The organism is uncultured Alistipes sp. (genome assembly GCF_963931675.1).
Lineage (GTDB): Bacteria > Bacteroidota > Bacteroidia > Bacteroidales > Rikenellaceae > Alistipes.
Map to the genome: position 1 here is coordinate 1,165,053 of NZ_OZ007039.1, position 26,669 is coordinate 1,191,721.

The following is a 26,669-nucleotide window of genomic DNA, read 5'->3' on the forward strand; positions in this document are numbered from 1 at the left end:
CTATTCGGCGGATGGGGTTTTGGCCGGCTGTTTCAGCCGCTCTTCGATCTGGCGGGCGTCGTAACCCTTCTCCAGGGCCTGCCGCCAGTAGACTTCGGCCATGAACTGTTCGCCCAGTTCGTGGAGGATGTCCCCGTAGTGGACCATCAGTTCGGGGCTTTTCTGTCCGTCGAGCGCTACGGCCTTCTGCAGGATCTTCCGGGCCTCCTCCGTGCATCCCATCTTGTAGAGCACCCACGCCTGGGTATCCAGATAGGTGGGGTTGTTGTCTGTGAGCGCCACGACGCGGCTCGACATCACGAGCGCCCGGTCCAGATCCCGCTCCTCCAGCGAGAGGAAGTAGGCGTAGTTGTTCAGTACCAGCGCATTGTCCGGCCAGTAGTCCAGACTCTTCTCATAGGACTTGTAGCACTCCTTCATAGCGCGGCGGTCGATCCCCTTTTTGCCCTTTTTCGCCTGGGCGAAGAGCAGCTCTTCGGGAATGGAGTCGTTGCCGAGCGCCTTCTGGTGCCAGGTATCGCCGATCATCCCCCAGATGACACTGCGCAGCGAGTCCGTATCGGCGAAGCGGAGCGATTCGCGGTAGGCGCGGATTGCCTGGTCGTGCTGTTTCGAGTAGCTCATCACGTGGCCCTTCGAGATGTGGAAATCGACCTTTTCGGGGAAGAGCTCCAGGGCCCGGGTGACGTAGCGGTCGACGGAATCCGGACGCTGGAGGTAACTCTCGATGTCGATCACCATGCGGTAGTAATCCTCTACGGGAGGCTCGTCGCCGAGGTGGTTCTTGTAGAGGGCGAGGGCCTGCTTCAACTCTCCCGAAGCGATCAGGTGCCGGGCGTAGAGCTCCACGACGCGTGCATCGTCCGGATAACGGATGGCCAGCGTCGAGGCCAGGTCGTTGAGCTGGAAGTAATACTCCCGGTAGAAGCGCGTATCGGTAGTGAAATCTTCGAACCGTTTGATCTTCAGTTCAATCGGGAAATCGTCCGAGAGGAAGAGACGACGTGTCGTGGCCAGCAGCGAACGGTAGTCCTGACGCCCGGCATAGAAGTCGCTCAGCGACATGAGCGTCTGCACGTTCGTGGAGTCGATCGCCAGGGCGGTCCGGTATTCGGCCAGCGCCAGCGAATCCTTCCTGTCCGCCGCGTAGAGGTCGGCCAGCACGACATGGTGTTCGGCTTCGTAGGGGTACTCCTCGACCATCGCACGGGCTTCGTCGAGCGCCTTGTCGATCTGGTTTGTGGCAACGAGAAGGCGCCGCTTCATGCTGCTCAGCAGCGGAATGCGCCCGAAACGCAACTCTGCGGAATCAAGCGTCACCAGGGCCTGAAACGGACTCTTGCGCTGTTCGTAGAGTGCCGCCACGATGCGGTAGTTGTCCGGGTCCTTCGGGTTCTCCTCCATCAGGCGGCGGAAGACCTTCAATGCCTCGCCGTAACGGTCGGTCATCAGCAGCGCCTGTCCGTAGAACTGCTGGTACCACTGATTTGTCGAGTCCAGTTGCCAGGCGCGGTGGGCCGCATCGATGGCTTCGTCGGGTGCGCTGGGCAGGAGAATGCCGGCCAGTTCATACCACGCCGGGGCGTAGGCCGAGTCGCGGCGGATCGCTTCCTGAAGGAGTTGTCGGGCCCGGGCCGTATCGCCCGCAATGGTGCGCTGCTTGATCCCTTCGGTGTAGAACCAGACGCTCTGCAGCGAATCGGGACGGTCGGGCGCCGACGGGCTCCCCTTTCCGGAGACGAATGCCGTGGAAAAGAGAACGAGACTGAGGACCGTTGTCACTGTCAGGCGTTTCATGGGCAACCGGATTTAGAGCGCTTCGTCGAACTGGTGGAGGAAGCGCACGTCGTTTTCGAAATAGAGGCGCAGATCCTTCACGCCGTATTTGAGCATGGCGACGCGTTCAATACCCATGCCGAATGCGAATCCGGAATACTTTTCGGGGTCGATGTCGTTCGCCTTCAGGACATTGGGGTCGACCATGCCGCACCCCATGATTTCGAGCCAGCCCGTTCCCTTGCAGACCTGACATCCCTTGCCGCCGCAGAGGTTGCACGAGACGTCGACCTCGGCCGAAGGTTCCGTGAAGGGGAAGTACGACGGGCGCATCCGGATGGCGGCCTGCTCGCCGAAAATCTCCTTGGCGAAGTACAACAGCGACTGCTTCATGTCGGCGAACGAAACCCCCTCGTCGATGTAGAGACCCTCGATCTGGTGGAAGATGCAGTGGGCTCGGTAGGAGATGGCCTCGTTGCGGAAGACCCGCCCCGGACAGATGACGCGGATGGGCGGTTTCTGGCGCTCCATCGTGCGGACCTGGATCGACGAGGTGTGCGTGCGCAGCAGGATGTCGGGGTCCTTCTCGATGAAGAACGTGTCCTGCATGTCGCGTGCCGGGTGTTCGGGCGGGAAGTTCAGCGCCGAGAAGACATGCCAGTCGTCCTCGATCTCGGGGCCGTCGGCCACGGTATAGCCCAGCCGCGAAAAGACCTCGACGATCTGGTTGCGGACCAGCGAAATCGGGTGGCGCGAGCCGAGGTGTTCGGCCGAGCCGGGGCGCGTCAGGTCGCCCGACGAGGCCACCTGGTCGGCTGCGGCGTTCTGCAGCTCCTCGCGCAGTGCGGCGATCCGCTCCGTGGCGGCACTCTTCAGGCGGTTGAGCTGCTGGCCCAGTTCGCGCTTGAGCTCCGGAGCCACCGTCTTGAACTCTTCCATCAATGCGTTCAGTTCGCCTTTCTTGCCCAGAATCCGGATCCGGAACTCTTCGAGTTCGTTCGCTGCCTTGGGTTTGAACTCCTCGACCCGTCGCAGAAGTTCGTTGATTTTGTCGGTCATATTTTGTGCGTATTTCTTTTTTACCTACTTTTGGAGGTCGTCCTTTAACATGCAAAGGTATAAAAAAATTGAGATATGTTGCGTAAAATCGGCTCATTTGTGGGGATGTTGCTGCTTCTGTCGCTGCCGGCCGAGGCCGGGACGGTAGGGGTCGTACTGAGCGGAGGCGGGGCAAAGGGTCTCTATCACATCGGAGTGCTGGAGGCTCTGGAGCAGAACGGGATTCCGATCGACTGCGTGGCCGGAACCTCCATGGGGTCGATCATCGCTGCGATGTACGCCGCCGGATACTCCCCGGCCGAAATGCGGACTATCGTCAGCTCCGGCGTGGTCAAGGAGTGGGTCTCGGGGCGCATCGACCCCAACCGATACATGGACTACTATCGCCAGTTGGGCGGCACTCCCTCGTTCCTGAGCGTGCGCGTGAATCTTGGAAATCCGGCCGGCGAACGTGTCCAGTTCCCGACAAACCTGATCTCCTCGACGCAGGTCGACCTGGCACTGACCGAACTCTTCGCTCCGGCCACGGCGGCTTCGGACGGCGATTTCAACCGCCTGATGGTCCCGTTCCTCTGCGTGGCCAGCGACATGAACCACCGCCGTCCGGTGGTCATGCGCAGCGGGAATTTGAGCGAAGCGGTCCGCTCGTCAATGTCCATCCCTCTGGTTTTCAAACCGATGGCAATCGATTCGATGCTGCTGTACGACGGCGGGATTTTCGACAACTTCCCCTGGAAACCGCTCGATGCCGAATTCCGCCCCGACCTGATTGTCGGGTCGATCTGCACCGCCGGAAACACCCCGCCCAGCGAGAACAGCAACATCATGGATCAGGCCTTCATGCTCGCCATGCAGGATACCGACTACACGCTTCCTGCCGAGCGGAGCGTCACGATCCGCCGGGCCGTAGGGGTCGGTATGCTCGATTTCGACCAGGCCGGGGCCATTATGGATGCCGGTTACGAGGATGCCATGGCTGTGATGCCGCAACTGCTGGAGAAGATCGGCGGGGAACGACGTGATTCGACCTGGTTTGCCGAGCGCCGCCGGGCGTTCCGCGAGAAATGTCCGACGCTGATCTTCAACGACTACCGTATCGACGGCCTGAAACGGGACCAGCGGGAATTTATCCGCGATTTCCTCCACATGGACCGCCGCACTCCGGGGCGTCAGCGTCCGATGCGCTTCGCCGAACTGCGCGACAACCTCTTCAACGTGCTGGCGGGTGGCGATTTCACGATGGATTTCCCGAAGGTCCGTTACGATTCGCTCTCGAACGCCTACTCTTTCGAAGCCCGCTTCGGGAACCGTCCCAATTTCAAGATCACAGTCGGGGGCAACATCTCCTCCACGGCCTTCAACCAGGCCTATGTCGGCATCAGCTATCGGAGGGTCGGCCGCGTATCGCAGCAACTCGGCGCCGACCTCTATCTCGGACCGCTCTATACGTGGGGCGTGCTGGGTGGCAGGACCGATTTCTACGCCATCGAACCGCTCTTCATCGACTACTCCTACAACTTCTCGGTGAGCAATTTCCGCCACGGCTATTTCGGCAACGTCGCCCGCATCACCAATGCCGAACAGGTCAAGAGCAGCGAGAGTTTCGCCTCGCTGGGTATCGGAATGCCGCTCACGCACCGCAGCGTTTTCGTCCTGCGGGCCAACGGCGGGCATGTCAACTACCGTTACGACTCCGACGACCTCTTCGCCGACGACACCGACCATTCGCGCTTCTCGTTCTTCGGGCTCCGGGCCGGGCTCGCACGCAATACGCTCGACAAGTTCCTCTATCCGCGGCGCGGTTCGGAACTCTACCTCTCGGCCATCTACATCGACGGGCGGGACAAGTACGAACCCTACAACGCGGAGGATTTCATCTCCCGGGAGCGGAGGCAGTGGTTCGGAGGGCGCTTTACGTGGAACAAGTTCTTCGACATGCCGCAGTGCGACTGGTTTTCGTTCGGGCTCAATGTCGATGCGGTCTACACGAACCACCCTTCGTTCAGCACCCGGACCGCCACGCTGATGTCGATGCCCGAGTACGCCCCGATTCAGCACGCACGGATGGTCTTCATGCCCGATTACCGGGCCGACCGCTTCGTGGCGGGAGGCGTCATGCCGACCTTCGACCTGATGCCCGACTTCTTCTTCCGGACGGGTTTCTACACCCTGTTCCGCAACAAGCGGGACTTCAATCCCCTGGGGGTTCCCGACGAGCGCTGGCACTACATCGCCGAGGCCTCGCTCGTCTACCACACGCCGATCGGGCCGGTGAGCCTGTCGCTGACGAAGTACGATCTGAAGGATTGGAAAAACATGTATCTGACCTTCAACTTCGGATACGCCATCTTCGCCCCCAAAGGGACTTTTTATTGATTCCCGATTTTCAGGGGCGGGTGCTGCGGCGCACTCTCCGAAAGGATACCGGATCGTTCGGTATCCTTTTCTTTTTGTCGCGTGCGGATCACCCCCCCCTTCGGACAGCCTGCCCCGTGCGGAGTCCTCCCACCTTCCGGTTCCGAGTTGTGTTTTTTAGGACGCGAAAATCGTACAAAAAAGCACAAAAATCGTGCACGAATGTATCCTGTGTTGCTCTGTGGACGATTATCCGGACCGCAGGCCGTAAATTCGTTTAACGGCGGCCGGGGCTCCGGACCCCCCCCTCGCCGCCCCAACCCATCAACCTATTTTACTAACTTAAAACTTCGTCGTGTATGAGTTTTTCTACCAACCGTTTTCTCAAGAAGATCCTCTTGACGGTGGCGGCAGCAGTTTCCGTGTCATTGCTATGGGCACAGAGTTCCGACCTCTCCGGAGTCGTGCTTGACGAAAAAGGAGCACCCGTAATCGGAGCGACGGTCATGATCAAAGGTACCACAATCGCGACGGCGACCAATGTCGACGGCCGGTTCATACTCAAGAACGCCGGTCATAATGCCATACTGGTCGTGTCGTACGTGGGTTACGAGACTCAGCAGGTGCCCTCGAGGGGAGAATCTTCGGTGACCATCACGCTGAATCCTGAGGCGATCGGCGTGGAGAGTGTCGAGGTCGTGGCCGTAGGCTACGGCACCCAGAAGAAGGAGTCCGTCGTCGGAGCCATCTCAACGATCAAACCCACCGACCTGCAGGTTCCCGTGCGTTCGCTGAGCCAGATGCTGGCCGGAAACCTGGCCGGTATCGTTGCCCTCCAGACCTCCGGCGAGCCCGGTAAGGACGATGCGCAATTCTGGATCCGCGGTATCGCCACCTTTACTGGCGACCCCGACCCGCTGATCCTGGTCGACGGCGTGGAGCGTCCGCTCAATGACGTCGACCCGCTGGAAATCGAGTCGTTCAGCGTCCTGAAGGATGCCTCGGCAACGGCGGTCTATGGCGTACGCGGCGCCAACGGTGTCATCCTGGTCAACACCCGGCGCGGTTTCGACGGCCCGGCGCGCATCGACATGCGTTATGAGCAGGGCTTCTCGTTTGCCAGCAAGCGGCTGTCGTTCGTCGACGCCGCGACGCGTTCGCTGATGTTCAACGAGGCGATCGACGCCACCGACGGCGCTTCGCAGGCCATGAAATACCGCCCCGAGGAGATCGAGGCCATGCGCACGCAGTCCGACCCGGAACTCTATCCCGACGTCGACTGGCAGAAGCTGCTGATGAACAAGGTCTCCCTCTCGGAGAAGGTGAGCGCCAACATCTCGGGCGGCGGTAAGTTCGCCCGCTACTTTACGGCGCTGTCGTTCTACAACCAAGAGGGCCAGTACGCCGTGCACCCCGGGAAGTATTCGTGGGTGAGCGACAAGATCGGCCAGTTTGGTGAGAACGTCAACTACAAGCGTTACAACTTCCGTACGAACGTCGACATGGACATCACCAAAACGACGGTCGTGAACCTCGGTCTGCAGGGCAACGTTACCGAGAACACCGAGCCGGTCAACGGTTCGTCGGCCATTTACCGCGATATCATCAATGCCGCCCCGAACGCCTTCCCCGTGCGGTTCAAGGATGGGGAACTGGCCGGCCGCGACGGTCTGAACAACCCCTACAACATGCTGACCCAGATGGGTTGGAGCAAGAACACCGGCAATACCCTCCGGGCCAACCTGTCGATCAACCAGGATTTCTCGTTCATAACCCCCGGCCTGTCGGCGAAGATTACCTACGCCTACGATGCCGAGAACTTCACCAACGAGGTGCGGCAGCGCGGCATCAACTTCTTCGAGGCGACGGGCCGCGACGTGAGCGGCAACCTGATCCGTACCGAATGGCAGGCCGACCAGAAGCAGGACTACCTGGGTTATTCGCAGTCGAGCAACGGTACGCGCACGCAGTATGTCGAGGCGTCGGTGACCTACAACCGCATATTCGCCGAAAAGCATGAGGTCGGCGGTCTGGTGATGGGATTCGCCAAGGACTACCGCACGCAGAACAACGGTCTTTCCTACATCGATGCCCTGCCCCGCCGTACGATCGGTTTGGCAGGACGTGTGACCTATTCATACGACAAGCGCTACCTGTTTGAGGCGAACATCGGTTTCAACGGCTCCGAGAACTTCGCCAAGGGCAAGCGCATGGGTATCTTCCCGGCCGTGGCCGTGGGATGGGTGGCTTCCGAGGAGGCTTTCCTGCGCAACAACGACGTGCTGACGTGGCTCAAGATCCGCGGGTCGGTCGGTCAGGTGGGTAACGACCAGATTCCCTATACGCGCTTCATCTATATGGCCACGATCAACGACAGCGCAAGCGGCGCGAACAACATGGGTCTCAATTTCAACCAGGGCCTGAGCGGTATTGGCGAGGGCCGTATGGCCAATGCGGACGTGACGTGGGAGGTCTCGACCAAGTACAACCTCGGTATCGAGACGGGATTCTTCAACTCCCTGCGCCTGAATGCCGACATCTTCTACGAGAAGCGCGAGAACATCTTCCTCTCGCCGCAGACCTCCGAGATCGCCGGTATCCCTACTGGACAGACCCTCTATGCCAACATGGGTGTGATGGAGAACAAGGGCTTCGAGATCACCGGGGAGTATGTCAAGCAGATCAACAAGGACCTTTACATCTCCGTACGCGGCAACTTCACCTATGCCCGCAACAAGGTGCTCGACGACGGCAAGTATTACGCCTATCCGTGGCAGGACCTGCGCGGCGTGCGCTACGGTTTGACGTTGGGTTACAAGGCCATGCACCTCTTCTCGCAGGAGGAGCTGGACAACATGCCCGACTACTACACGCAGTTCGGTCTGGACAAGACACAGCTGCGTGCCGGCGACATCCGCTATGAGGATCTCAACGACGACGGCAAGATCACCGAGGCCGACATGACATGGATCGGCAACCCTTCGATGCCGGAGATTGTCTACGGATTCGGCGCCTCGTTGAACTACAAGGGACTCGATTTTTCGGTGCTCTTCCAGGGCGGTGCCAACCGCTCGTCGTACCTCAGCGGCGGCTGGTACTTCTACCCGTTCCAGGCCGAGCGCGGCCCGAAGTTCATGGGCAACGTGATGACGATGTTTCAGGACCGCTGGACGGAGGACAACCCCAACCCGCACGCCTTCTCGCCCCGCCTGACCTACGGTACCGACTCGAACAACTACAAGACGTCGACCTGGTGGCAGCGCGACAGCGACTACCTGCGTCTGAAGAATGTCGAGATCGGTTACACGCTTCCCGGTGCCTGGGCCAACAAACTGCGCTGCAGCTCCCTGCGTATCTATGCCATGGGTGTCAATCTCGTGACGTTCAGCAAGTTTATCTCCGATTACTGGGATCCCGAGACCGGCGCCGATTCCTATCCCATGCAGCGTCAGGTCTACGTAGGTGTGAATTTAACCTTCTAACCAAGTCCAAGATACACTATGAAAAAGAATATCATCTATTTTCTGCTTACGTCGTTGCTGCTGTTGCCCGGGTGTGCCGATTATCTGGACCAGGACCCCGAACAGCTCAACTCGATGGACAAGATCTTCTCGTCGGACATCGAAACCCGCAAGTGGTACAATCGTATCTACAGCAGCGATTTCATGGTTACCGAGATGCATTACAGCGGCCAGATCCCCTATTTCTGGTGTACCGACGAATCGGCCTACACCATGGAGTCGAACGTGCGCAACATCTCTGAGGGCAAGATGAGCCCCGACAACTACTACGGTTACACCGGCTACAACCTCTACTTCTTCGTGCGCTACTATCAGGCCATCCGCCACTGCAACCTCTTCCTTGAGAATGTCGATCGCTGTCTCAGTCTGGGTGAAGTGGAGCGTCGCTCGATGAAGGCCGAAGCGCGTTTCATGCGAGCCTTCTACCATTTCCAGTTGCTGCGTCTCTACGGCCCGATTCCCATTGTCGACCACAGCCGTTCGGCTTCGGAAATCAGCATGAACCAGGCTCGCAATACGCTTGAGGAGTGTGTAGCGTGGATCAACAACGAGATCGACGAAGCTTGCGAGAACGGTATGCCCACCGAGCGCAACGAATCGCTCGAACTGGGCCTCCCGACCGTGGGTGCCGCCCGCGCCATCCAGTCGCGTATGGCGCTGATGGTCGCCAGCCCGCTGTTCAACGGCAATACCGTCTACAAGAGCTGGACGAACAAGGACGGCACGGTGCTCATGCCGCAGACCTACGACAAGGAGCTGTGGAAGAAGGCTGCCGATGCTGCCAAGGTGGTCATCGACATGCCGGAGTACGAGTTGCACCGCGCTCCCGAAGGTGCTTCGTTCGACGAGATCGTCGACAACTTCCGCGAGATCACCACGACCTGGGGCGCCGACAAGAACAAAGAGATGATCTGGGGCTATCCCAACTCCCTGCAGTGGTATGCGATGTGCGCGCTTCCGGCACGGTGGTATGGCTGGAACGGCCGTTATTCGCTGGCCATCGGCATGGTCAACGACTTCTTCATGGCTGACGGCAGTGTGAGTCGTCCGCTTGAGGAGTGGTTCGCTGACAAGCAGTTCTCCACCGAGGACGGGAACGGCACCATCGCCAATACGTTCTGGATGTTCGTGGGCCGCGAGCCGCGTTTCTACGCGTCGATCCACTTCCCCAACCAGCGTCTGTCGTACGCCTATCCCAATGAGTCGGACAGCTACCAGGACGAGGACGGTTACGGTATCGTGGACTTCTGGTACACGGGCCTGAGCGGCAACGGCAACACCCCGGGCGACAAGAACACCTCGGGATTCTCCGTGCGCAAGAATATTTCGTTGGACTATTGCAGCAACAAGCAGCAGAGCACGGCCACCCGCATGCTGAACGTACCCTTCCCGGTGATCCGTTTGGGCGAGGTCTACCTGAACTATGCCGAGGCGATGAACGAATACTACGGCGAGGCGGAGCAGAAGGAGGTTCTCTACTATCTCAATCAGATCCGTACGCGCGCCGGCATCCCGCCCTACGAGGGCAAGTACACGCAGGACGAGATGCGTGAGATGATCCGCCACGAGCGCAAGGTCGAGCTGGCCTGGGAGTGCAACCGTTACTTCGACGTGAAGCGCTGGTTCATTGCCCATGGTCCTGACGGGGCGTTCAACCACGACGAATACGGGCTGGACATGTCGCGCGGCGAAAGCGCCACCGACCCGGCCTTCTTCACCCTGACGAAGGTGGCCAACAAGCGTTTCGACATCCAGCACTACTTCCTGCCGATCAAGTCGTCGGAGGTGATGCTCAACACGCAGCTGGTCCAGGCGCCGTTCTATTGATGCGTCCGGCCTGCACCCATGACGAATGTAGTATAATCCACAAATTTGAGAATATAGCATGAAACGACTGTATAAAATATTGATGATGATGGCGTTGCCGCTTGCCGTTGGCAGCTGCGACGTGGAATACGATCCGATTGTCATCTATCCGGACGTCACGCTGGAGAACTCGGGTCTTACGAATGTCCAGACGATCTCCATCTACCAGAACGACGCCTATGCCGTGACGCTGACCCGTACCGAGGGGCTGAGCCGTGCGGCCGAATTCGACATCGTGCTTGACCAGGGTATTCTTGACGAGTACAATGAACTCAACGGGGCTTCCTATACCATGATGCCCACCTCCGGATACACGATCGGGGTCTCGGAGATCGTCTTCCCGGAGAAGAGCAAGACGGCAAGCTTCACCGTGCAGTTCAAGCCCGAGGAGCTGATCCGTACGGCCGGGTCGATCGAAGCCGCTCAGAACTATGCGATTCCGATCGTTTGCATTCCCCGTACGACGGTGAACTCCAGCGAGCAGTATCTCAATACCATTGTTCGGATTACGTTCGACACCCCTAAGGTCACTGTCGAGGCTCCGATGGCACCGCAGGCTCTGACCTTCATTTCGGGTGTTCCCGTGTCCCGGAAGCTGGAACTGACCGGCACGTCGAATTTCACGACGCTGGACATCTCCGGACTCACGTTTGCCGCGACGCAGGAGATGGTCGACGAGTACAATGCCGCACAGCAGACCGATTACGAGCTGCTGCCCGCTTCGGCCTACTCCATCGACCAGGGAACCTTCGACAGCGAGGCGCTCTCCTTCCTGTTCAACATTACGGTCGACGCCTCGACGCTGGATCCGGACTTTGTCTACCTGCTGCCGCTCAAGGTGCTGAGCAACGAGTACACCGTGGTGCAGGATGCCATCTACTATGTGAAGGTTTCCGTTCAGGAGATTCAGGTCACGCTTGAGAATACCGACCGCTATGAAGCGGCCACGACGCTCACCCACACGATCGAACTCGACCTGGGCCTCAACGGTGCGCTCGATGCGGACTTCCCCGTTGAATTCATCTACGATCCGTCGCTGATCGCAACCTACAACCAGGAAAAGGGCAAGGAGTACAAGACGTTCGACGCCTCGCGGATCAGCGTGGAGAATACCACGATGGAGGCCGGTCGGATGAAGGCCACGGCGACGGTGAGCGTCGACATGACCGACATCGGCTTCGACACCGGAGACGAATATGTCCTGCCGTTTGCCCTCGATAAGAGCAAATTGCCGCAGGGATACATCATGCAGACCGATGATGTGGTCTACGTGCGCCTCAAGCGGACGTTCTACGGCACCTGGAGCAACCGTACCAATGACAACTACGTGACGGGTACCTCGGGTTGGACGAAGAACAACTACATGAGGGCCACGACGCTGGTCAGCGATACGAAGGTCAACGGACAGGCCTACCCCTACAAGAACTGCTATTACAGCTGGTCGACCGGTTACCACTGGTACGTCGGGGAGGAGCTCTACAACGGGGATGCGAAGAAGCGCGTGGTGCATGTCTTCTCGAAGGTGACCTCCGGCTATACCGAGTCGCAGCAGGTTTCGCAGACCATGAACAACAACAGCTACTTCGACATGGAGACGGGTACCGTCTATTTCGACTTCCAGTATTACTGGAACGACGATGACAAGGCGAAGGACAACAAGCAGACGATCCATTGCTATCTGCAGAGTCCGCTGACGCCCGATGAATTCTGATCGGAAGTGAAAAACTCGTTTGCCGGGCCCGTCGGGTGCTTTTCTGCCCGCCCGACGGGCCCCGGCAGGCGTATGCCGGGAAAGAGTCCCGGTATCGAACGAACAATATGTGACAGCATATGAAGAGAAAGAAAAGTATCCTTGTCAGAGCGATGCTCTGTTTCGGCGCGGTGCTGCTGTGTGCCTGCGGCAATGACGACAATGGCGACAACGGCGGAGGCGGCGGGAATCCCGAGCCTCCGGTGGAGAATCCCAATGCCGTCGAGGTGATCAACGCCTCGTTCGAGGAGGGTCTCGAGGGGTGGACGCGCGTCGACTTCTACAACGGTGGCAAGGTGACCGTCGAGGTGGTCGAGGGCGCCGGGGTCGACGGCAGCCGCTGCATCAAGATCCAGCAGTTCCCCGAGAACGGGAAGTGCGGCGTAGGCATCAAGCAGAAACTTACCGGCCTGGAGCCCGACCAGATGTACCGCATCTACGCCCGGGTGAAATACTCCGACATCCCGACGGATCAGGGCCGCGGGGCAGTGGTCTTCGACATGTCGACCAAGCAGTATTGGAACGCTTCGAAGTTCCTCTACGGCACCGAACTCCGGAACTGGACCTCGGTCTATGCCGATTTCATGTCTCAGGACGACGGTACGGCGGAGATTGTCTGCTCGCTGGGCTTCCGTCTCGGAGGCACGACCAACGGCGGCTATTCGACCGGTACGGCCTATTTCGACAACATCTCGGTGGTCAAGGTCACCGACGAGCTCTACATGCAGGAGGGTGAGCACATCCGCCTGTTCCTCGAGCCGTCGCAGGTCTCGGTGTCTCCCGCGCTGCTGACGGAGTGGGTGGAGAACCTCGACCGCATGTATGAGTCCTATGAGGATCTGGTAGGCCAGACGCCGCACCAAGGGCGCAAGCTGGCGATCCTGACCACGCGGGGCATCGAGAGCGGTTACTGGGCGCTGGCCGGCTATCCCATCCTGTGGAGCTCGAACTATTCGGCCGTGACCGATACGATGGACGAGCTTTACGAACACGGGACGTGGTGCTTCGGACTGATGCACGAGCTGGGCCACGTCTTCAACATCGGGAATTCGAGCTGGAACTGGAACGACGAGATGTTCGCCAACTTCCGCATGCAGTACGGCCTGGAGCAGAACGACGGCAAGGTGTGGATGGACAACCGGGTCTATACCGGGCGTGAGATCCTCGACATGTACAAGAAGGATTACAACAATACGGTCATTGCCCAGGTCAACGACAACGGCATCCACTACATGCTCGGGCGGCTGACCGACCCCTCCTGCATCGGTTGGGAGCCCTTCAAGATGGCGTTCCGCGAGCTGACGACCCAGGGCGGCGGCGGATCGGGCAAATACGAGAAGTTCGAATACCTGCTGTCGCTGCTGTCGAAGTATGCGAGCGACCTGCAGGGGCGCGATGTCGATGTCGAGGCCGAGTTCTTCACCCCGGAGGAGCTGGCGTCGATCCGCAAGCAGTTGCAGTGACCGGGGAGATTCCCCGACGGTTCAACCTTTAATCTGTCGTATCATCATGAAAAGAATAATCATAGTGATTGTTGTTGTCGTTGCGGTTTGCGGAGTCGGCCTGGGGGCATTCAACCGGAAGGAGGTACTCTTTGCCTCCGATTTCAACACCCCCGAGGCGTTCGCCCGCGACTGGCAGTTCGACAAGGAGGTGCCCGGTGCCGTCGAATACCTTCCTTCGGGAGGTTTCGACGATACGGGGTGCGTGAAGATCTCCAGTACGGAGAAAACCGCTCAGGCGGTGAAACACAAACTGACGGGCCTCGACCGCGGACGGCTGTACCGCTTCAGCGCCCGGATGAAGCGTGAAGGCGTCGAGGATGGGCGTGGGGCGGTACTTTATCTTGGTCCCGAGGGGATGGACCAGCCCTGGAATGCTTCGGAGTTCGCTTACGGCTCCGAGGGGTGGACTGAAGTCTACGTGGATTTCGTTCCCGACGATGCCGGCGAAGCGGTGGCCTGCTGCGGCCTGGGATTCCCCTGGGGAACCTACAACGGCGGGAAGGCCTCCGGGACGGTCTGGTTCGATGACGTTCGGGTAGATCCTGTTCCCGACGATGCGATTTATTACGCCGAAAGTAAATACATCGTCCTGAATCTCGACCGGGACAAAGTGACTATTTCCGATGCGGAGGTTAGAAGATGGATGGCCAGTCTCGATCGGGTGTACGAGGCCTACCGGGATTTGGTCGGAGGCGAACCTTTCGACGGCAACAAGATAATGATTCTCAATACTCCCGGTATCGAACCCGGATATTGGGCCCTGGCCGGCAATCCGATTCTGTGGAATAGCCACGTCGCCGTGTCGAAGCTCCTGGAGCGCACCGTGGAGTTCGACGACTGGGGCTTCGGCATCATCCACGAGATCGGCCACGTCTTCAATGTCGGCAACTCGGCGTGGAACTGGAACGACGAGATCTTCGCCAACTTCCGCATGTCGTATGCCCTGGAGGTGTGCGACGGGACCATGTCGCAGCGCGACATCTGCTACCGGGGCGCCGACGTGATCAACTACTACAAGATCTTCTACGACGAGACGCTCGGCGCCGGGATTCCGAAGATGAACGGCGACGCGCTGCACTATACGTTCCTGCGCATCAAGGACCGCTACGGATGGGGCGTTTTCAAGCGTGTGTTCCGGGAGCTGAACACCATGGACCCCGCCGCGATGCCCGAGTTGCGCACGCCGTACGACAAGTTCCTGTTTTTCCTGTCCCGGGTTTCCGAAGCCGCAGGAGCCGATGTCCTGGAAGAAACCTACACCCCGGAGGAACTGAAGGTGATTGAACAGGCGTTTGCCGACGCTTGAGTTTCCGGTCCGGCGGGCGGCCGTTAAGCCGCCCGCCGGGGCTCCTCCCCACCCGACGACGCGGGAACGCGGCAGACGGATCGTCCGACAGGGGGGCCGCCCGAATCGAACTCCCGTTTGGAAAATAATCGCTAATTTAGGCTGAAATTTTCAAAAAACTAACCCATGATCAAACAACTCCTTTTGCCGGTCGTTCTGTCGCTTGCCTGTGGCACTGCCACCGCCCAGCGCTGGGCGATTGCTCCCGGTGAACATCGAATTGTCTGGACTCCCGATGCCGCGTCGATCCCTCACAGCGACCATATTGAAATGAGCGGTGAGCAGATGGCCTTCGTCCTCCGCTGGGGAATCCGTGACGACGGCTCGTTCCGCGAGGAGCGTTCGCTCGTTTTCCCCATGCTGCGCACGGTGCCCAACAATACCCACGCAAGCCTGATGTACCGCATGGCCACCGATATCCCGTCGATGCTGGGCGTCAACGGAATGGTGTTGCAGGAGGAGTGCGTTGACTCGCTCTCGATCGACGGGGCGCTGACGGTCCGCAGCCGCTGGGCTGTCGGGCTGATGAATATCGGTGCAGCGCGTGACCGCCGTCCGACGCCCTGCATCGAGATGACGCGCCGGATCTTCCCCTCGCAGAGCCTCCCGCTGATGTGCGAGCGCTACACGTTGCGCAACATCGGCTCGTCGACGCTCTGTGTTTCGGTGCCGGAGTTTTCGCAGGTGGTGACGACCGACCCCGCGAAGGGTGTCGACGGCGCCTATATTATCCGTTGTGACCTCGCGGGTGCCGGGACCCGTAACCTTGTCCCGGCCGATTCGCTCTGCTTCGATGTCGTTTTTCAGGCCTACCGTTCCGGGGAGGAGCCGCAGCACCCCGATGTGGCTGCGGAGTACGCCGACCGTATGGACTTCGTGCGGAACATCATCGACGCGAACCTGATCCTTGAGACGCCCGATGAGGTGCTCGATACGGAGTTCCGCTACGCCAAACTGCGTGCCTCGGAGAGCATCTTCAAGACCCGCGGCGGCTACATGCACGCTCCGGGTGGCGAATCCTACTACGCGGCGATCTGGTGCAACGACCAGGCCGAATATGTTAATCCATTCTTCCCGTTCCTCGGGTATGACATCGGCAATGCGTCGGCGATCAACACCTACCGGCACTTCGCCCGCTTCATGAACGACGAGTACAAGCCCATCCCCAGCTCGATCATCGCCGAAGGGCTCGACTCCTTCGGTGTAGCCGGGGACCGCGGCGATGCGGCGATGGTGGCCTACGGCGCGGCCCGCTACGCCCTGGCGCGTGGCGATGCGTCCGAAGCCCGGGAGCTGTGGCCGCTGATCGAGTGGTGCCTGGAGTACTGCCGGCGCCAGCTGACGCCCGAGGGTGTCGTGGCTTCGGACTCCGACGAGCTCGAAGGTCGCTTCCCGTCGGGCAATGCCAACCTCTGCACCTCGACGCTCTACTACGACGCGCTGCGTTCGGCCGCGCTGCTGGGCCGCGATCTCGGCATCGCTCCCTCGCGCACGCGCCGCTATACGCGTCAGGCCGACGCCCTGGCGCGGGCCATCGACCGCTACTTCGCCGCCAATGTCAGCGGCTACAAGACCTATCGCTACTACGATGGCAATACGGTGCTCCGCTCGTGGATCTGCATGCCGCTGATCGTGGGCCTTTACGACCGTGCCGAGGGGACCGTTGCCGCGCTGCTCGGCCCCGAGCTGCGCACCGAGGACGGGCTGCTGACCGAGCAGGGCAGCACGACCTTCTGGGACCGTGCGACGCTCTACGCCCTGCGCGGCGTCTTCCAGGCGGGCTACACCGAGGAGGCGCTCGACTGGTTGCAGCACTATTCGGCGCGCCGTTTGCTGGGCGACCACGTGCCCTATCCGATCGAGGCGTGGCCTGAGGGCTCGCAGCGTCACCTCTCGGCCGAGAGCGGTCTCTATTGCCGCATCATGACCGAGGGCATGTTCGGCATCCGTCCCACGGGACTGCGGTCGTTCGACATGACGCCCCGCCTGCCGGCCGAATGGCCGCGGATGGCGCTGCGCCGCGTTCAGGCCTTCGGCACGACGTTTGATCTTGAGGTCGAACGCCTTGATGACGGACGCCTTTCGGTGACGGTTGGCTATGACGGACGCAACGTCAAGCGGGTCATTGCCCCGGGCAAGACCCTTTCCGTGCAACTCTCCTGAGTTTTCCGGGAATCTCCCCGCATGTCTTCCCTTCCCGTGGAAAATTTCCGGAACCCCGAACCCTTTTATTGAAAACCCTCTTCCTGAAAACCCTTTGAACCCAAACATCCCATGAAAAGATTCCGGACAACGGTCAGCGCGCTTATTGCAGCCTGTATGATGATGGCCTGTGCGTCAAGCGAAACCGACAAAATTGTCTACCTGCAGGATTTCCTCACTCCCGAGGCCGCCCAGACCGACGCTGTACCCGCGCTGCGTGCGGCGTTGGAGCGCTGTGCCGAGGTGGGTGCCACATCGCTCGTGCTTCCGGGCAGCACGCTGCATATGCGTCCCGACCTGGCGGTCGAAAAGTACCAGTTCATCAGCAACAACGACGAGAGCCTCAAGCGCATCGCCTTCGACCTTTGCGGCCTGCACGACCTCACGATCGAGGGCAACGGCACGGAGCTGCTCTTCACGGGCTTCATCTCGCCGTTCAACCTTGAGGGATGCCGTAACGTGACGATCCGCGACCTGTCGATCGACTTCACCCGCACGTTCAACTCCGAGGGCGTGGTCGTCGGCAAGGGCAAGGGGTGGCTCGACATCCGCTTCCCCGAGGAGTACCGCTTCCGGACGGTCAACGGCTGCCTGCAGTTCTACGACGAGCAAGGCACGGTTTACCCCTTCTCCAACCTGCTGGAGTTCGACGCCGTGAAGCGCGAGCCGGCGTTCCAGGTCCACGACTACTGGCTCTCGGGCTCGACGATTCCCGCCGAGCTCAGGTCCGACGGTACGGTGCGCATCCTGCGCGAGGACCTCACCGCCACGGTCGGCAACGTGATGGTCTTCGGCGCCGCCGCGCGCTACAACCCGGCCTTCACCCTTTCCGACTGCTCGGGCGTGACGCTCCGCGACGTCAACATCTACCACTGCGGCGGCATGGGCGTCATCGCACAGCGTAGCCGCGACATCGAACTCAACCGCGTGTCGGTCGTTCCGGCCCCGGGCAAGGGCCGCATGATCAGCATCACGGCCGATGCCACGCACTATGTCAACTGTGCGGGCTACATACGCATGCTCGACTGCGTGTTCGAGAACCAGAAGGACGATGCGACGAACATCCACGGACTCTACATGGTCGTCGACAGCGTGATGGCCCCCGACCGGCTGCTGCTGCGTTGGCGCAACTCGGGGCAGTACGGCGTGGACTTCATCGTCCCGGGCATGACGCTGGAGTTCGTCGACAACGAGAACATCGAGACCTACGCCCGGCGTACGGTGCGCGCCGTGAAGCGCCTGAACAAGGTCTATTCCGAGGTGACCTTCACCGAACCCCTGCCCGCGGAGGTCCGGCCGCCGCATGTGGTGGCGGCCGACGACGAGTATCCCGACGTGCTCATCAAGGGGTGCCGGATGCGCGGCAACCGTGCTCGGGGCCTGCTGCTGGGCTCCCGGGGCCGGACGGTCATTGAAGATAACTACTTCCACATCGCGGGGGCGGCGATCCTTTTCGAGGGCGACGCGAACTACTGGTACGAGCAATCGGGCGTGCGCGACGTGCTGATCCGCAACAACGTCTTCGAGAACGGCAACTACGGATGCAGATCCTGGGGCTCGGCCTGCATCGCCGGTGGCAGCGGCATTCCCCAGCGAGGCGAGAGCCGCTACCACCGCAACGTCCGCGTCGAGGGCAACACCTTCCGCGTCTTCGACCCGCGCATCATCAACGTCTATTGTGTGGACGGATTCTCCTTCACGGCCGACAACCGGGTCGAGTTCACCCGCGACTACCCCTATACGAGAGGGGAGACGCGTTGCATCATCACCGATGACTGCGACCATGTGAACGTCGAAAAAGAGGTCGTCTACGAACCCTGAAACAATATGGAACAGCTATGAAACGTCTGATTCTGGCGGTCCTGGCGCTGATGGCCGCCGCACGGCTTTCGGCCGAAATCCGCCTTCCGGCGGTACTGGGGAGCAACATGGTGCTGCAGCGCAACACCGAAGTGAACTTCTGGGGCGAGGCGTCGCCGCACAGCAAGGTGCGCGTCACCACCTCGTGGAACGGCCGTAGCTACGAGGCCCGCTCCGACGCTGCGGGCAAATGGTCGCTGAAGATTGCCACGGGCGAGGCCGGCGGCCCCTACACGATCCGCGTGAGCGACGGAGAGGTGCTTCTCCTTGAGAATGTCCTGCTGGGCGAGGTGTGGATCTGCTCCGGGCAGTCGAACATGGAGATGCCCGTCTGCGGCTTCATGTACCAGCCCGTGGAGGGGAGTGTCGAGGCGATCCTCGGGGCGTGCGACTACCCCGAGATCCGGATGTTCACCGTCCCGAAGGTCTCGTCGGAGACTCCCCGCGAGGACTGCGAGGCCGCCTGGGAGTGCTCGACCCCGGCGGCGGTCAGTGCCTTCAGTGCCGTGGGCTACTTCTTCGGGCAGACGCTCAACCGGATTCTCGGCATCCCCATCGGCCTGATTACCCCGAACTGGGGCGGCTCGACGATCGAGGCCTGGATGACCGAGGAGTCGATCGACGCCACGCCCGGCATCGACTACGAGGTGGCGAAATCGGGCATCTACGACAACAGCATTCCCCAGCGTCTCTACAACGGCATGATTCTCCCCGTGTGCCGTTATACGGCCAAAGGATTTATCTGGTACCAGGGCGAGTCGAATCGCAGGAACTGGTACGACTACTGTGCGTTGCAGGTCTCGCTCGTCAAGCTGTGGCGCGAGACGTGGGGCAATGACGACATGCCGTTCTATTTTACGCAGCTGGCCCCCTACCGTTACGAGGGCGACAATTTGCGCTCGCTGCCGCTGGTGATTGAGGCGCAGTACCGTGCCATGTCTCAGATTCCCCGTTCGGGCATCGCCGCAACGACCGACCTTGGCAACCCGGTCTGCATCCATCCCAAACGGAAACGCGAGGTCGGCATGCGCCTGGCTTTCCTCGCTCTGGCCAACGATTATAGCATCGAGGGGCTGCCGGCCCCGGCGCCGACCTACAAGTCGATGGAACGCAGTGAAGACAAACTGGTTTTGAGTTTTAATAATCTGTCGGCCCGTAATACATGGAACCAGCCTGACAGCTTTGTGGGATACTCGGAGACCGGGGCGTTTCGACCCGAAGGGTTCGAGATCGCCGGTGAGGACCGGGTTTTTTATCCGGCGCAGGCCAGTCTCGTCTGGTGGGAGAACAAGATCGAGGTACGTTCCGACAAGGTGCCTGAACCGGTTGCCGTTCGGTATGCCTTCCGGAACTACTGTCTCGAGGCCAATGTGGTGACGACGATGGGGCAGCCGCTGGTCCCGTTCCGGACGGACTCCTGGCCGGTGGACGACATCGGGGAGATCCGCTGACGGACCGCCGCATGCTCCGGCGACAGGCGCCGCACGGGAAGCTCCCGTGCGGCGCTTCGTTTCCCGGCCTTCCGGACCTTTTCCCCGCAGCGTCGTAGCGCCGCAACGTCGTGCGATCCGGGGTCCGGGGTCCGAAATTTGCATTTTTGAACGAAAGGATTTATCTTTGATACTTGTCCCCGGAAGCGGTGGCCCGTTGCCGCCGTCTTTCATCCTCCCGGGGCCGAAAGAGACGCTATGAAACTCGGAATTTTGCGGGCGGTGTGGTTGTGCGGTTTATGCCTGGCATGCCGCACGGGAGTGGGTATGGAGTGCAAATTCCGCTATTATACCGACAACGACGGCCTCTCTTCGAATACGATCCATTGCTTCTATCAGGACGACAAGGGCTACGTCTGGGTTGGGACCTCCGACGGACTTGACCGCTTCAACTCCTGCGACTTCACCAACTACCGTTCCGACTACCGGATTCCCGACTGCCTGGGAACCAACTGCATCTATAGCCTCTGCGGGGAGAACTTCATGAACAGCGACCGGATTTGGGTCGGAACCTCCGATGGCGTCTACATCTACGATCCGAAGGACGAGTCCTTCGTCCCGGTGCCGATCGAGCGCAACGGGGTCGTGCTGCGCAACCTGCAGGTCTACACGCTCGTCTCGGACCGCGTGGGCAACATCTGGATCGGGACCATCGGCGACGGGCTGTTCCGCTACAGCCTGCGCACGGGGAGTGTCGAGCGCTACGATAGCGAGACGTGCCCCGAGACCTTTACGTCGGATGTGATCGTGAAGATCCTGCTCACCGCCGGAAATCAGCTGTGGGTCGCCTCGGGCGGCGGTCCCATGCTGAGCCGATACAATCCCGAGACCAACAAGTTCACCACCTACCGGGTCGAGGACACGCTGACGCACAAGCCCATCGGCCGGATCTGCTCCCTGTGCCAGGACTCCTTCGGGGATATCTGGATCGGCGGCGGCGAGGGCGAGCTTTACAAGTTCGAACTATCGAGGCAGACCTTCACGGGTAACTATCCGCCTTCCGGGACGTCGTACGGGCGTGTGCGCGAACTGATCGAGTATGTCCCGGGCGAACTGATGATGGGCACGGAGTGCGGACTGGTCTCGTTCGACGCCAAGGACCGCAGCTTTGTGCAGCTCGACGCCGGGACGAGCAACCGCAACGGACGGCTGAACGACAAGTTCATCCATTCGATGCTCAAGGACCGTGAGGGCGGCATCTGGATCGGGACCTGGTTCGGCGGCATCAACTACATCTCGCCCCTCGGGCCGCTCTTCGAGACGATCGAGCCCGGGCCCGGCTGCGGCCGCGTCATCAGTAAGCTCTGCGAGGATCCCCGGGGCAACATTTGGATCGGGAGCGACGACGGCGGGTTGAGCCTCTACGACCCCCGCGAGGAGAGCTACGTGCCGGTGGTCGTCGATCCGGCGAATCCGTCGCTGAACATCCATGCCGTGGCCGTCGACGGGCCGTGGCTGTGGATCGGGACCTTCGGGAACGGCCTCTACCGGATGGACCGGGAAAGCCGCGACGTGAAACATTTCGCATGGACCGAGGACGGGACCGACGATCTCGATGTCTACTCCGTGATGCGCGACTCGCGCGGCACGCTCTGGATAGGGACCAAGGAGGGCATCTGCCGCTATGAGGACGACACGCAGCGGATCGAGTCCCTGCTGCCCCTCGGCCACAACAGCGATGTGGTGGACATTTGCGAGGACCGCTACGGGCAGGTGTGGTTCGCTTCGCAGAGCCGCGGGCTGATCCGTTACTCGGTCGACGGCGGGGAGTTCGCCTTCTTCTCGGGGGACGCCCGTTACGGATTGGCGGATTTCGTGAGTTGCCTGGCTGTGGAGAACGATCACCTCTGGATCGGAACCCACGGTCACGGCCTCTGCCGGTATGACATCGCCGAAGACCGCCTGGCAAGGGTCTTCGACGACACGACCTACGGTAACTGCGCGGTCTTCCAGATCATCCAGGACGGCGGCGACCTGTGGCTGTCGACCAACCGGGGACTGCTGAAGTTCAGCTGCCGCGACGCGCAGAAAAAGATCTACAAATATACCTCCGAGGACGGACTGCTGGCCAACATCTTCAACACCAACTCCGGCATCAAGTCCTCCACGGGCCACATCTACGTCGGCTGCAACACCGGCATCAACCGCTTCTATCCCTACGATTTCACGCGTCGCGAAAACTCCGCGCGCCTGACCGTCGTCTTCCCCGACTTCAAACTCTTCAACCAGCGGGTGCCGCTCGACGGGAAGGTCCTCTCCTCGACGATCGACTGCCAGCGCAGCGTGCGTTTCCGTAGCCGCAAGGGGTCGTTCAGCCTCGATTTCATCGCCCTGAATTTCTCGTCGCCGCTGCGGACCGTATACCGCTACCGGCTGGAGAATTTCGACCGGGAGTGGCTCGTTTCCGATCCCGAGGAGACGTCGGGCGTGCAGCACGTCTCTTATACGAATCTTCCCTCGGGCTCCTACCGCTTTGTCGTCAGCGCGTCGAACAACGGTGAGCAGTTCGGCGAGGAGGCCGAGGTGCTTGTCGGGATTCTGCCTCCGTGGTGGCTGGGAAAGGGCATGGTGGGACTCTACGTGCTCTTGGGACTCTCGGCCCTCGGCTTCGGAGGCTACCTTCTGCGCCGGAAGATTGTCCGTGCCCACCGCGAGCAGATCGCCTCCATCGCCCGCAAGAACAAACTCGACCTGCTGGAGGCCAAGGTCGCCTTCTTCGACGAGGTCGCCCGGAATATCCAGACGCCCGTGGCCATGATCTCCGCCCCCGTCGAGGCCATCGCCCAGCAGGTTTCCGACCCCGAACGCATCCGTGAGGATCTGGGTATTGTCCGCAAGAACTGCGACCGTCTGCTGCAAATTGTCAAGCAAATTTCGAACCTGAAGTATTCCGAGATCGAGGGCGCGCGGGCCGCGCTGTCGCGCAGAGCTGCGGAGCCGGCTTCCGCGAACGTTGCGGCCGATTCCAACGCTTCCGGGACGCACGGGTCCCCCCCCCTTCATCCGAGGATTCTTTTTGTTGTGAATGAGCGCGATAGCGCCGACTTCCTGTTGCGCCACCTTTCGGACGACTATTCGATCCGATGCGTGACCCGGGCGCGCGAAGCCCTCGACGAGTTGCGCACGCACAGCTTCTCGGCCGTCGTCGCTGAGGTGCGGCTCGCCGGCGAGCCCGACGGCATCGGGCTCTGCGAGGCGATACGTGCCGACAATGGACTGAACCACCTCCCGGTCATTTTGCTGGAGGTGGGCGGGTCGGACGCCGAAAAGATTCGCGGCATCCGGGCCGGTGCCGATGTCTTCTTTGAGAACCCCGAGTCGGCGAACTGCCTGGGAGAGCAGATCCGCGCGCTCATCGAACTGCGCCGACAGCTGCGGCTGAAGTATTCGAAGATGCCCTACATGCCCTTCGAGGAGCAGTCGCTGCCCGGCGGTTCGCGCTTCATGGAGCAGGTAAACCGTTACATCACCGACAACATCTCGAATGCCGGCATGACCGTCGAGGATATCGCCGATGCGGTGAACGTGAGCCGCACGCTGCTCTTCTCGCGGATCAAGGCCCTGGCCGGGACCACGCCCAACGAACTGCTACGTACGATCCGCTTGAAGATGGCCGCCGAGCTGCTCGCAGCGCCGAACAACCTCCGCGTGACGGAGATCTGCTACATGGTGGGTTTCACCTCGACCTCCTATTTCGCCAAGTGCTTCAAGACGCAGTACGGCATCCTCCCGACCGAATGGATGGAGCGCTACCGCAAGGAGTAGCGGTGTGGTGTCGGACCGTAAAACGGAAGTAGCGAAACCCGTGTGGGTTCCGCTGCTTCGTGTTTGAAGGAAGGCTGTGTCCTACCAGATGATCACGCGCTCCTCCTCGGGCAGGAACATCTCACCGTCGGTGATCCCGAAGGCGTCGTAGAAGTCCTGCAGGTTGCGCAGCGTGGCATTCACACGCCATTTGCCCAGCGAGTGTACGTCGAGCTTCGTCAGACGCGCGATCTCCTCGTCGCGGATGTTCTGGGCCCAGAGCGTGGCGTAGGCCAGGTAGAAGCGCTGGGCATCGGTGAAGCCGTCGATCGGGGCCGGGGCCTCCTTGCCTGCGAGCGAATTCCGGTAGGCCGTATAGGCCACCCGCAAACCGCCCTGATCGGCAATGTTCTCACCCAGACACAGCGCTCCGTTGGCGTGCAGCGCCGGCTGGTCGCCCTTGGCCGGGAGCACCTCGATGGCATCGAACTGCTTGACCAGGATCTCCGTCTTGGCCTGGAAGGCGGCGGCATCCTCCTCGGTCCACCAGTTGTTCATGTTGCCGTCCTTGTCGAACTGGCGCCCCTGATCGTCGAATCCGTGGGTCATCTCGTGGCCGATCACCACGCCGATGGCGCCATAGTTCACCGCATCGTCGGCATCCGGGTTGTAGAATGGAGGCTGCAGAATCGCGGCCGGGAAGCAGATCTCGTTCGTCGTCGGGTTGTAGTAGGCGTTTACCGTCTGCGGAGTCATCCCCCACTCGGCCCGGTCGACCGGTTTGCCGTACTTTTCGAGGTTATCCTTCGTGGCCCAGATCCCGGCGTTTCGCAGGTTTTCGTAATAGCTCTTCGTCGGATCGATCTCAAGTGTCGAATAATCCTTCCACTTGTCCGGGTAGCCGATCTTCACGGTAAACGAGTTCAGTTTCTCCTGCGCCTTGGCCTTCGTGGCATCCGACATCCAGTCGAGGTCGGCGATATGCTGCGAGAGCGACGTCTGCAGGTTCTTCACCAGCTCCGTCATGCGCTGCTTGTCCTTCTCGGGGAAGTATTTCGCCACGTACATCTCACCCACGGCCTCGCCCAGCAGTCCGTTGGGCACCGACATGGCACGTTTCCAGCGGGGTTTCTGCTCCTGCTGGCCCGACATCGTGCGGCCGTAGAACTCGAACGACGCGGTTTGGAAATCGTCGCTCAGCGACGAAGCCCCGCCGTCGATGATCTGGGCGGCCAGGTAGTGGCGGATCTTCTCCAGCGGGAGGGTCTTGAAGAGCGTATTGACGCGCTCCATGACGCGCTTCTGCTGTACGATCATGCGGTCGGCGTCGGCCAGACCCATCCCTTCGAAGTAGACATCCCAGTCGATGGCGTCGTAGGCTTTGGCGAATTCCGCGCGCGTCATCGGGTTGTACTGCGCGGGGATGTCGCGCTGCTCGACGTTCGAGAAGAAGACCTCGGCCAGCGAGTCCTCTACTTCGAGGGCGTCGGCGGCGGCCTGTGCGGCGGCTTCGGCATCATACCCGCAGAGGGTGAAGAGCTGCACGAGGTAGTTTTTGTAGGCCTCCTTGATCGAGGCGTTCTCCGGGTCGACATAGTAGTCGCGGTCGCCCATCGAGAGGCCCGACTGGGCCACGTAGAGCGTGTTGACGTTGCTGTCCATCAAGTCGGCCATCACGCCGATGCCGAAGAAGGGATTGGCCAGCGCCATGTGGATCCGGGCAAGCACCTCCGGGAGCTGCTTGCGGTCGGTCAGCCCCTCGACGAGCTGCAGGTCGGCAGCCAGCGGTGCGGCGCCCTCGGCATTCAGGCGTGTGGAGTCGAGCCCCATCTTGTAGAGGTCCGCGATCTTCTGCTCGACGCTTCCCGGGGCGGTTTCGAGTTTGGCCATCTCCTGGAAGAGCCGGTTGATGCGCTTTTCGTTGTTTTCGCGCAGGACGTCGAAGGAGCCGTAGCGCGAGAATTCGGGCTTCAGCGGGTTGTTCTTTTGCCAGCCGCCCGTGGCATACTGGTAGAAGTCGGCGTTCGGGGCTACCGACAGGTCGAAATTCGTGAGGTCGATGGCCGGGGTTTTCGTATTGTTGTTCTGACAGGCTGCCATACAGACTGCGGTTGCTGCTAAAAGGATGATACGTTTCATGCGTTGTTCGGGTTTTTGATGAGAAGCGGAGATTTCCGGAGCTCCGGAAATCTCCGC

Annotated in this window: 13 protein-coding genes; 10 read left to right on the top strand and 3 right to left on the bottom strand. The window is 60.6% G+C overall.

Annotated elements, in window-relative coordinates; translation table 11 throughout:
• Both ABGT65_RS05100 and pheS read right to left on the bottom strand, forming a co-directional pair.
• Positions 1–1,797: a tetratricopeptide repeat protein gene (locus ABGT65_RS05100; protein WP_346700257.1), complete on the bottom strand. Its 1,797-nt coding sequence runs from the start codon at positions 1,795–1,797 to the stop codon at positions 1–3.
• 12 nt (positions 1,798–1,809) lie between these two features.
• On the bottom strand, positions 1,810–2,835 hold the full coding sequence (gene pheS / locus ABGT65_RS05105) for a phenylalanine--tRNA ligase subunit alpha (RefSeq protein ID WP_346700258.1): 1,026 nt from the start codon (positions 2,833–2,835) through the stop codon (positions 1,810–1,812).
• A 75-nt stretch (positions 2,836–2,910) separates the two neighbouring features.
• Here pheS and ABGT65_RS05110 point away from each other — a divergent pair, with 75 nt between their 5' ends.
• The 10 genes from ABGT65_RS05110 (at position 2,911) to ABGT65_RS05155 (ending at position 24,494) form a co-directional block, all read left to right on the top strand.
• Positions 2,911–5,211, top strand: coding sequence for a patatin-like phospholipase family protein (locus tag ABGT65_RS05110; RefSeq protein ID WP_346700260.1), 2,301 nt, complete (start codon positions 2,911–2,913; stop codon positions 5,209–5,211).
• 338 nt (positions 5,212–5,549) lie between these two features.
• Positions 5,550–8,672 (top strand): TonB-dependent receptor, encoded by a 3,123-nt coding sequence (locus ABGT65_RS05115; RefSeq protein ID WP_346700262.1) that lies wholly within the window; start codon positions 5,550–5,552, stop codon positions 8,670–8,672.
• A gap of 18 nt (positions 8,673–8,690) precedes the next feature.
• A complete protein-coding gene (locus ABGT65_RS05120; protein ID WP_346700264.1) occupies positions 8,691–10,538 on the top strand; it encodes a RagB/SusD family nutrient uptake outer membrane protein in 1,848 nt (615 codons plus the stop codon).
• Positions 10,539–10,596: 58 nt separating this feature from the next.
• Entirely contained in the window at positions 10,597–12,288 is a 1,692-nt protein-coding gene (locus ABGT65_RS05125) for a DUF1735 domain-containing protein (RefSeq protein WP_300739930.1), read from the top strand.
• A 119-nt stretch (positions 12,289–12,407) separates the two neighbouring features.
• Positions 12,408–13,790: a hypothetical protein gene (locus ABGT65_RS05130; protein ID WP_346700267.1), complete on the top strand. Its 1,383-nt coding sequence runs from the start codon at positions 12,408–12,410 to the stop codon at positions 13,788–13,790.
• Between the two features lie 46 nt (positions 13,791–13,836).
• Positions 13,837–15,138: a M60 family metallopeptidase gene (locus ABGT65_RS05135; RefSeq protein WP_346700269.1), complete on the top strand. Its 1,302-nt coding sequence runs from the start codon at positions 13,837–13,839 to the stop codon at positions 15,136–15,138.
• A gap of 165 nt (positions 15,139–15,303) precedes the next feature.
• On the top strand, positions 15,304–17,340 hold the full coding sequence (locus ABGT65_RS05140) for a hypothetical protein (RefSeq protein WP_346700270.1): 2,037 nt from the start codon (positions 15,304–15,306) through the stop codon (positions 17,338–17,340).
• Between the two features lie 111 nt (positions 17,341–17,451).
• On the top strand, positions 17,452–19,200 hold the full coding sequence (locus ABGT65_RS05145; protein ID WP_346700272.1) for a right-handed parallel beta-helix repeat-containing protein: 1,749 nt from the start codon (positions 17,452–17,454) through the stop codon (positions 19,198–19,200).
• A gap of 17 nt (positions 19,201–19,217) precedes the next feature.
• Entirely contained in the window at positions 19,218–20,690 is a 1,473-nt protein-coding gene (locus ABGT65_RS05150; RefSeq protein WP_346700274.1) for a sialate O-acetylesterase, read from the top strand.
• Positions 20,691–20,927: 237 nt separating this feature from the next.
• Positions 20,928–24,494, top strand: coding sequence for a two-component regulator propeller domain-containing protein (locus ABGT65_RS05155; RefSeq protein WP_346700275.1), 3,567 nt, complete (start codon positions 20,928–20,930; stop codon positions 24,492–24,494).
• Between the two features lie 81 nt (positions 24,495–24,575).
• Here ABGT65_RS05155 and ABGT65_RS05160 read toward each other — a convergent pair whose 3' ends face one another.
• Positions 24,576–26,612 (bottom strand): M13 family metallopeptidase, encoded by a 2,037-nt coding sequence (locus tag ABGT65_RS05160; protein WP_346700277.1) that lies wholly within the window; start codon positions 26,610–26,612, stop codon positions 24,576–24,578.
• Positions 26,613–26,669 lie beyond the last annotated feature (57 nt).

Bases quoted from the DNA above. Each gene is read 5' to 3' on its own strand.
- ABGT65_RS05100 (WP_346700257.1), bottom strand. From the start codon at position 1,797: ATGAAACGCCTGACAGTGACAACGGTCCTCAGTCTCGTTCTCTTTTCC.
- pheS (WP_346700258.1), bottom strand. From the start codon at position 2,835: ATGACCGACAAAATCAACGAACTTCTGCGACGGGTCGAGGAGTTCAAA.
- ABGT65_RS05110 (WP_346700260.1), top strand. From the start codon at position 2,911: ATGTTGCGTAAAATCGGCTCATTTGTGGGGATGTTGCTGCTTCTGTCG.
- ABGT65_RS05115 (WP_346700262.1), top strand. From the start codon at position 5,550: ATGAGTTTTTCTACCAACCGTTTTCTCAAGAAGATCCTCTTGACGGTG.
- ABGT65_RS05120 (WP_346700264.1), top strand. From the start codon at position 8,691: ATGAAAAAGAATATCATCTATTTTCTGCTTACGTCGTTGCTGCTGTTG.
- ABGT65_RS05125 (WP_300739930.1), top strand. From the start codon at position 10,597: ATGAAACGACTGTATAAAATATTGATGATGATGGCGTTGCCGCTTGCC.
- ABGT65_RS05130 (WP_346700267.1), top strand. From the start codon at position 12,408: ATGAAGAGAAAGAAAAGTATCCTTGTCAGAGCGATGCTCTGTTTCGGC.
- ABGT65_RS05135 (WP_346700269.1), top strand. From the start codon at position 13,837: ATGAAAAGAATAATCATAGTGATTGTTGTTGTCGTTGCGGTTTGCGGA.
- ABGT65_RS05140 (WP_346700270.1), top strand. From the start codon at position 15,304: ATGATCAAACAACTCCTTTTGCCGGTCGTTCTGTCGCTTGCCTGTGGC.
- ABGT65_RS05145 (WP_346700272.1), top strand. From the start codon at position 17,452: ATGAAAAGATTCCGGACAACGGTCAGCGCGCTTATTGCAGCCTGTATG.
- ABGT65_RS05150 (WP_346700274.1), top strand. From the start codon at position 19,218: ATGAAACGTCTGATTCTGGCGGTCCTGGCGCTGATGGCCGCCGCACGG.
- ABGT65_RS05155 (WP_346700275.1), top strand. From the start codon at position 20,928: ATGAAACTCGGAATTTTGCGGGCGGTGTGGTTGTGCGGTTTATGCCTG.
- ABGT65_RS05160 (WP_346700277.1), bottom strand. From the start codon at position 26,612: ATGAAACGTATCATCCTTTTAGCAGCAACCGCAGTCTGTATGGCAGCC.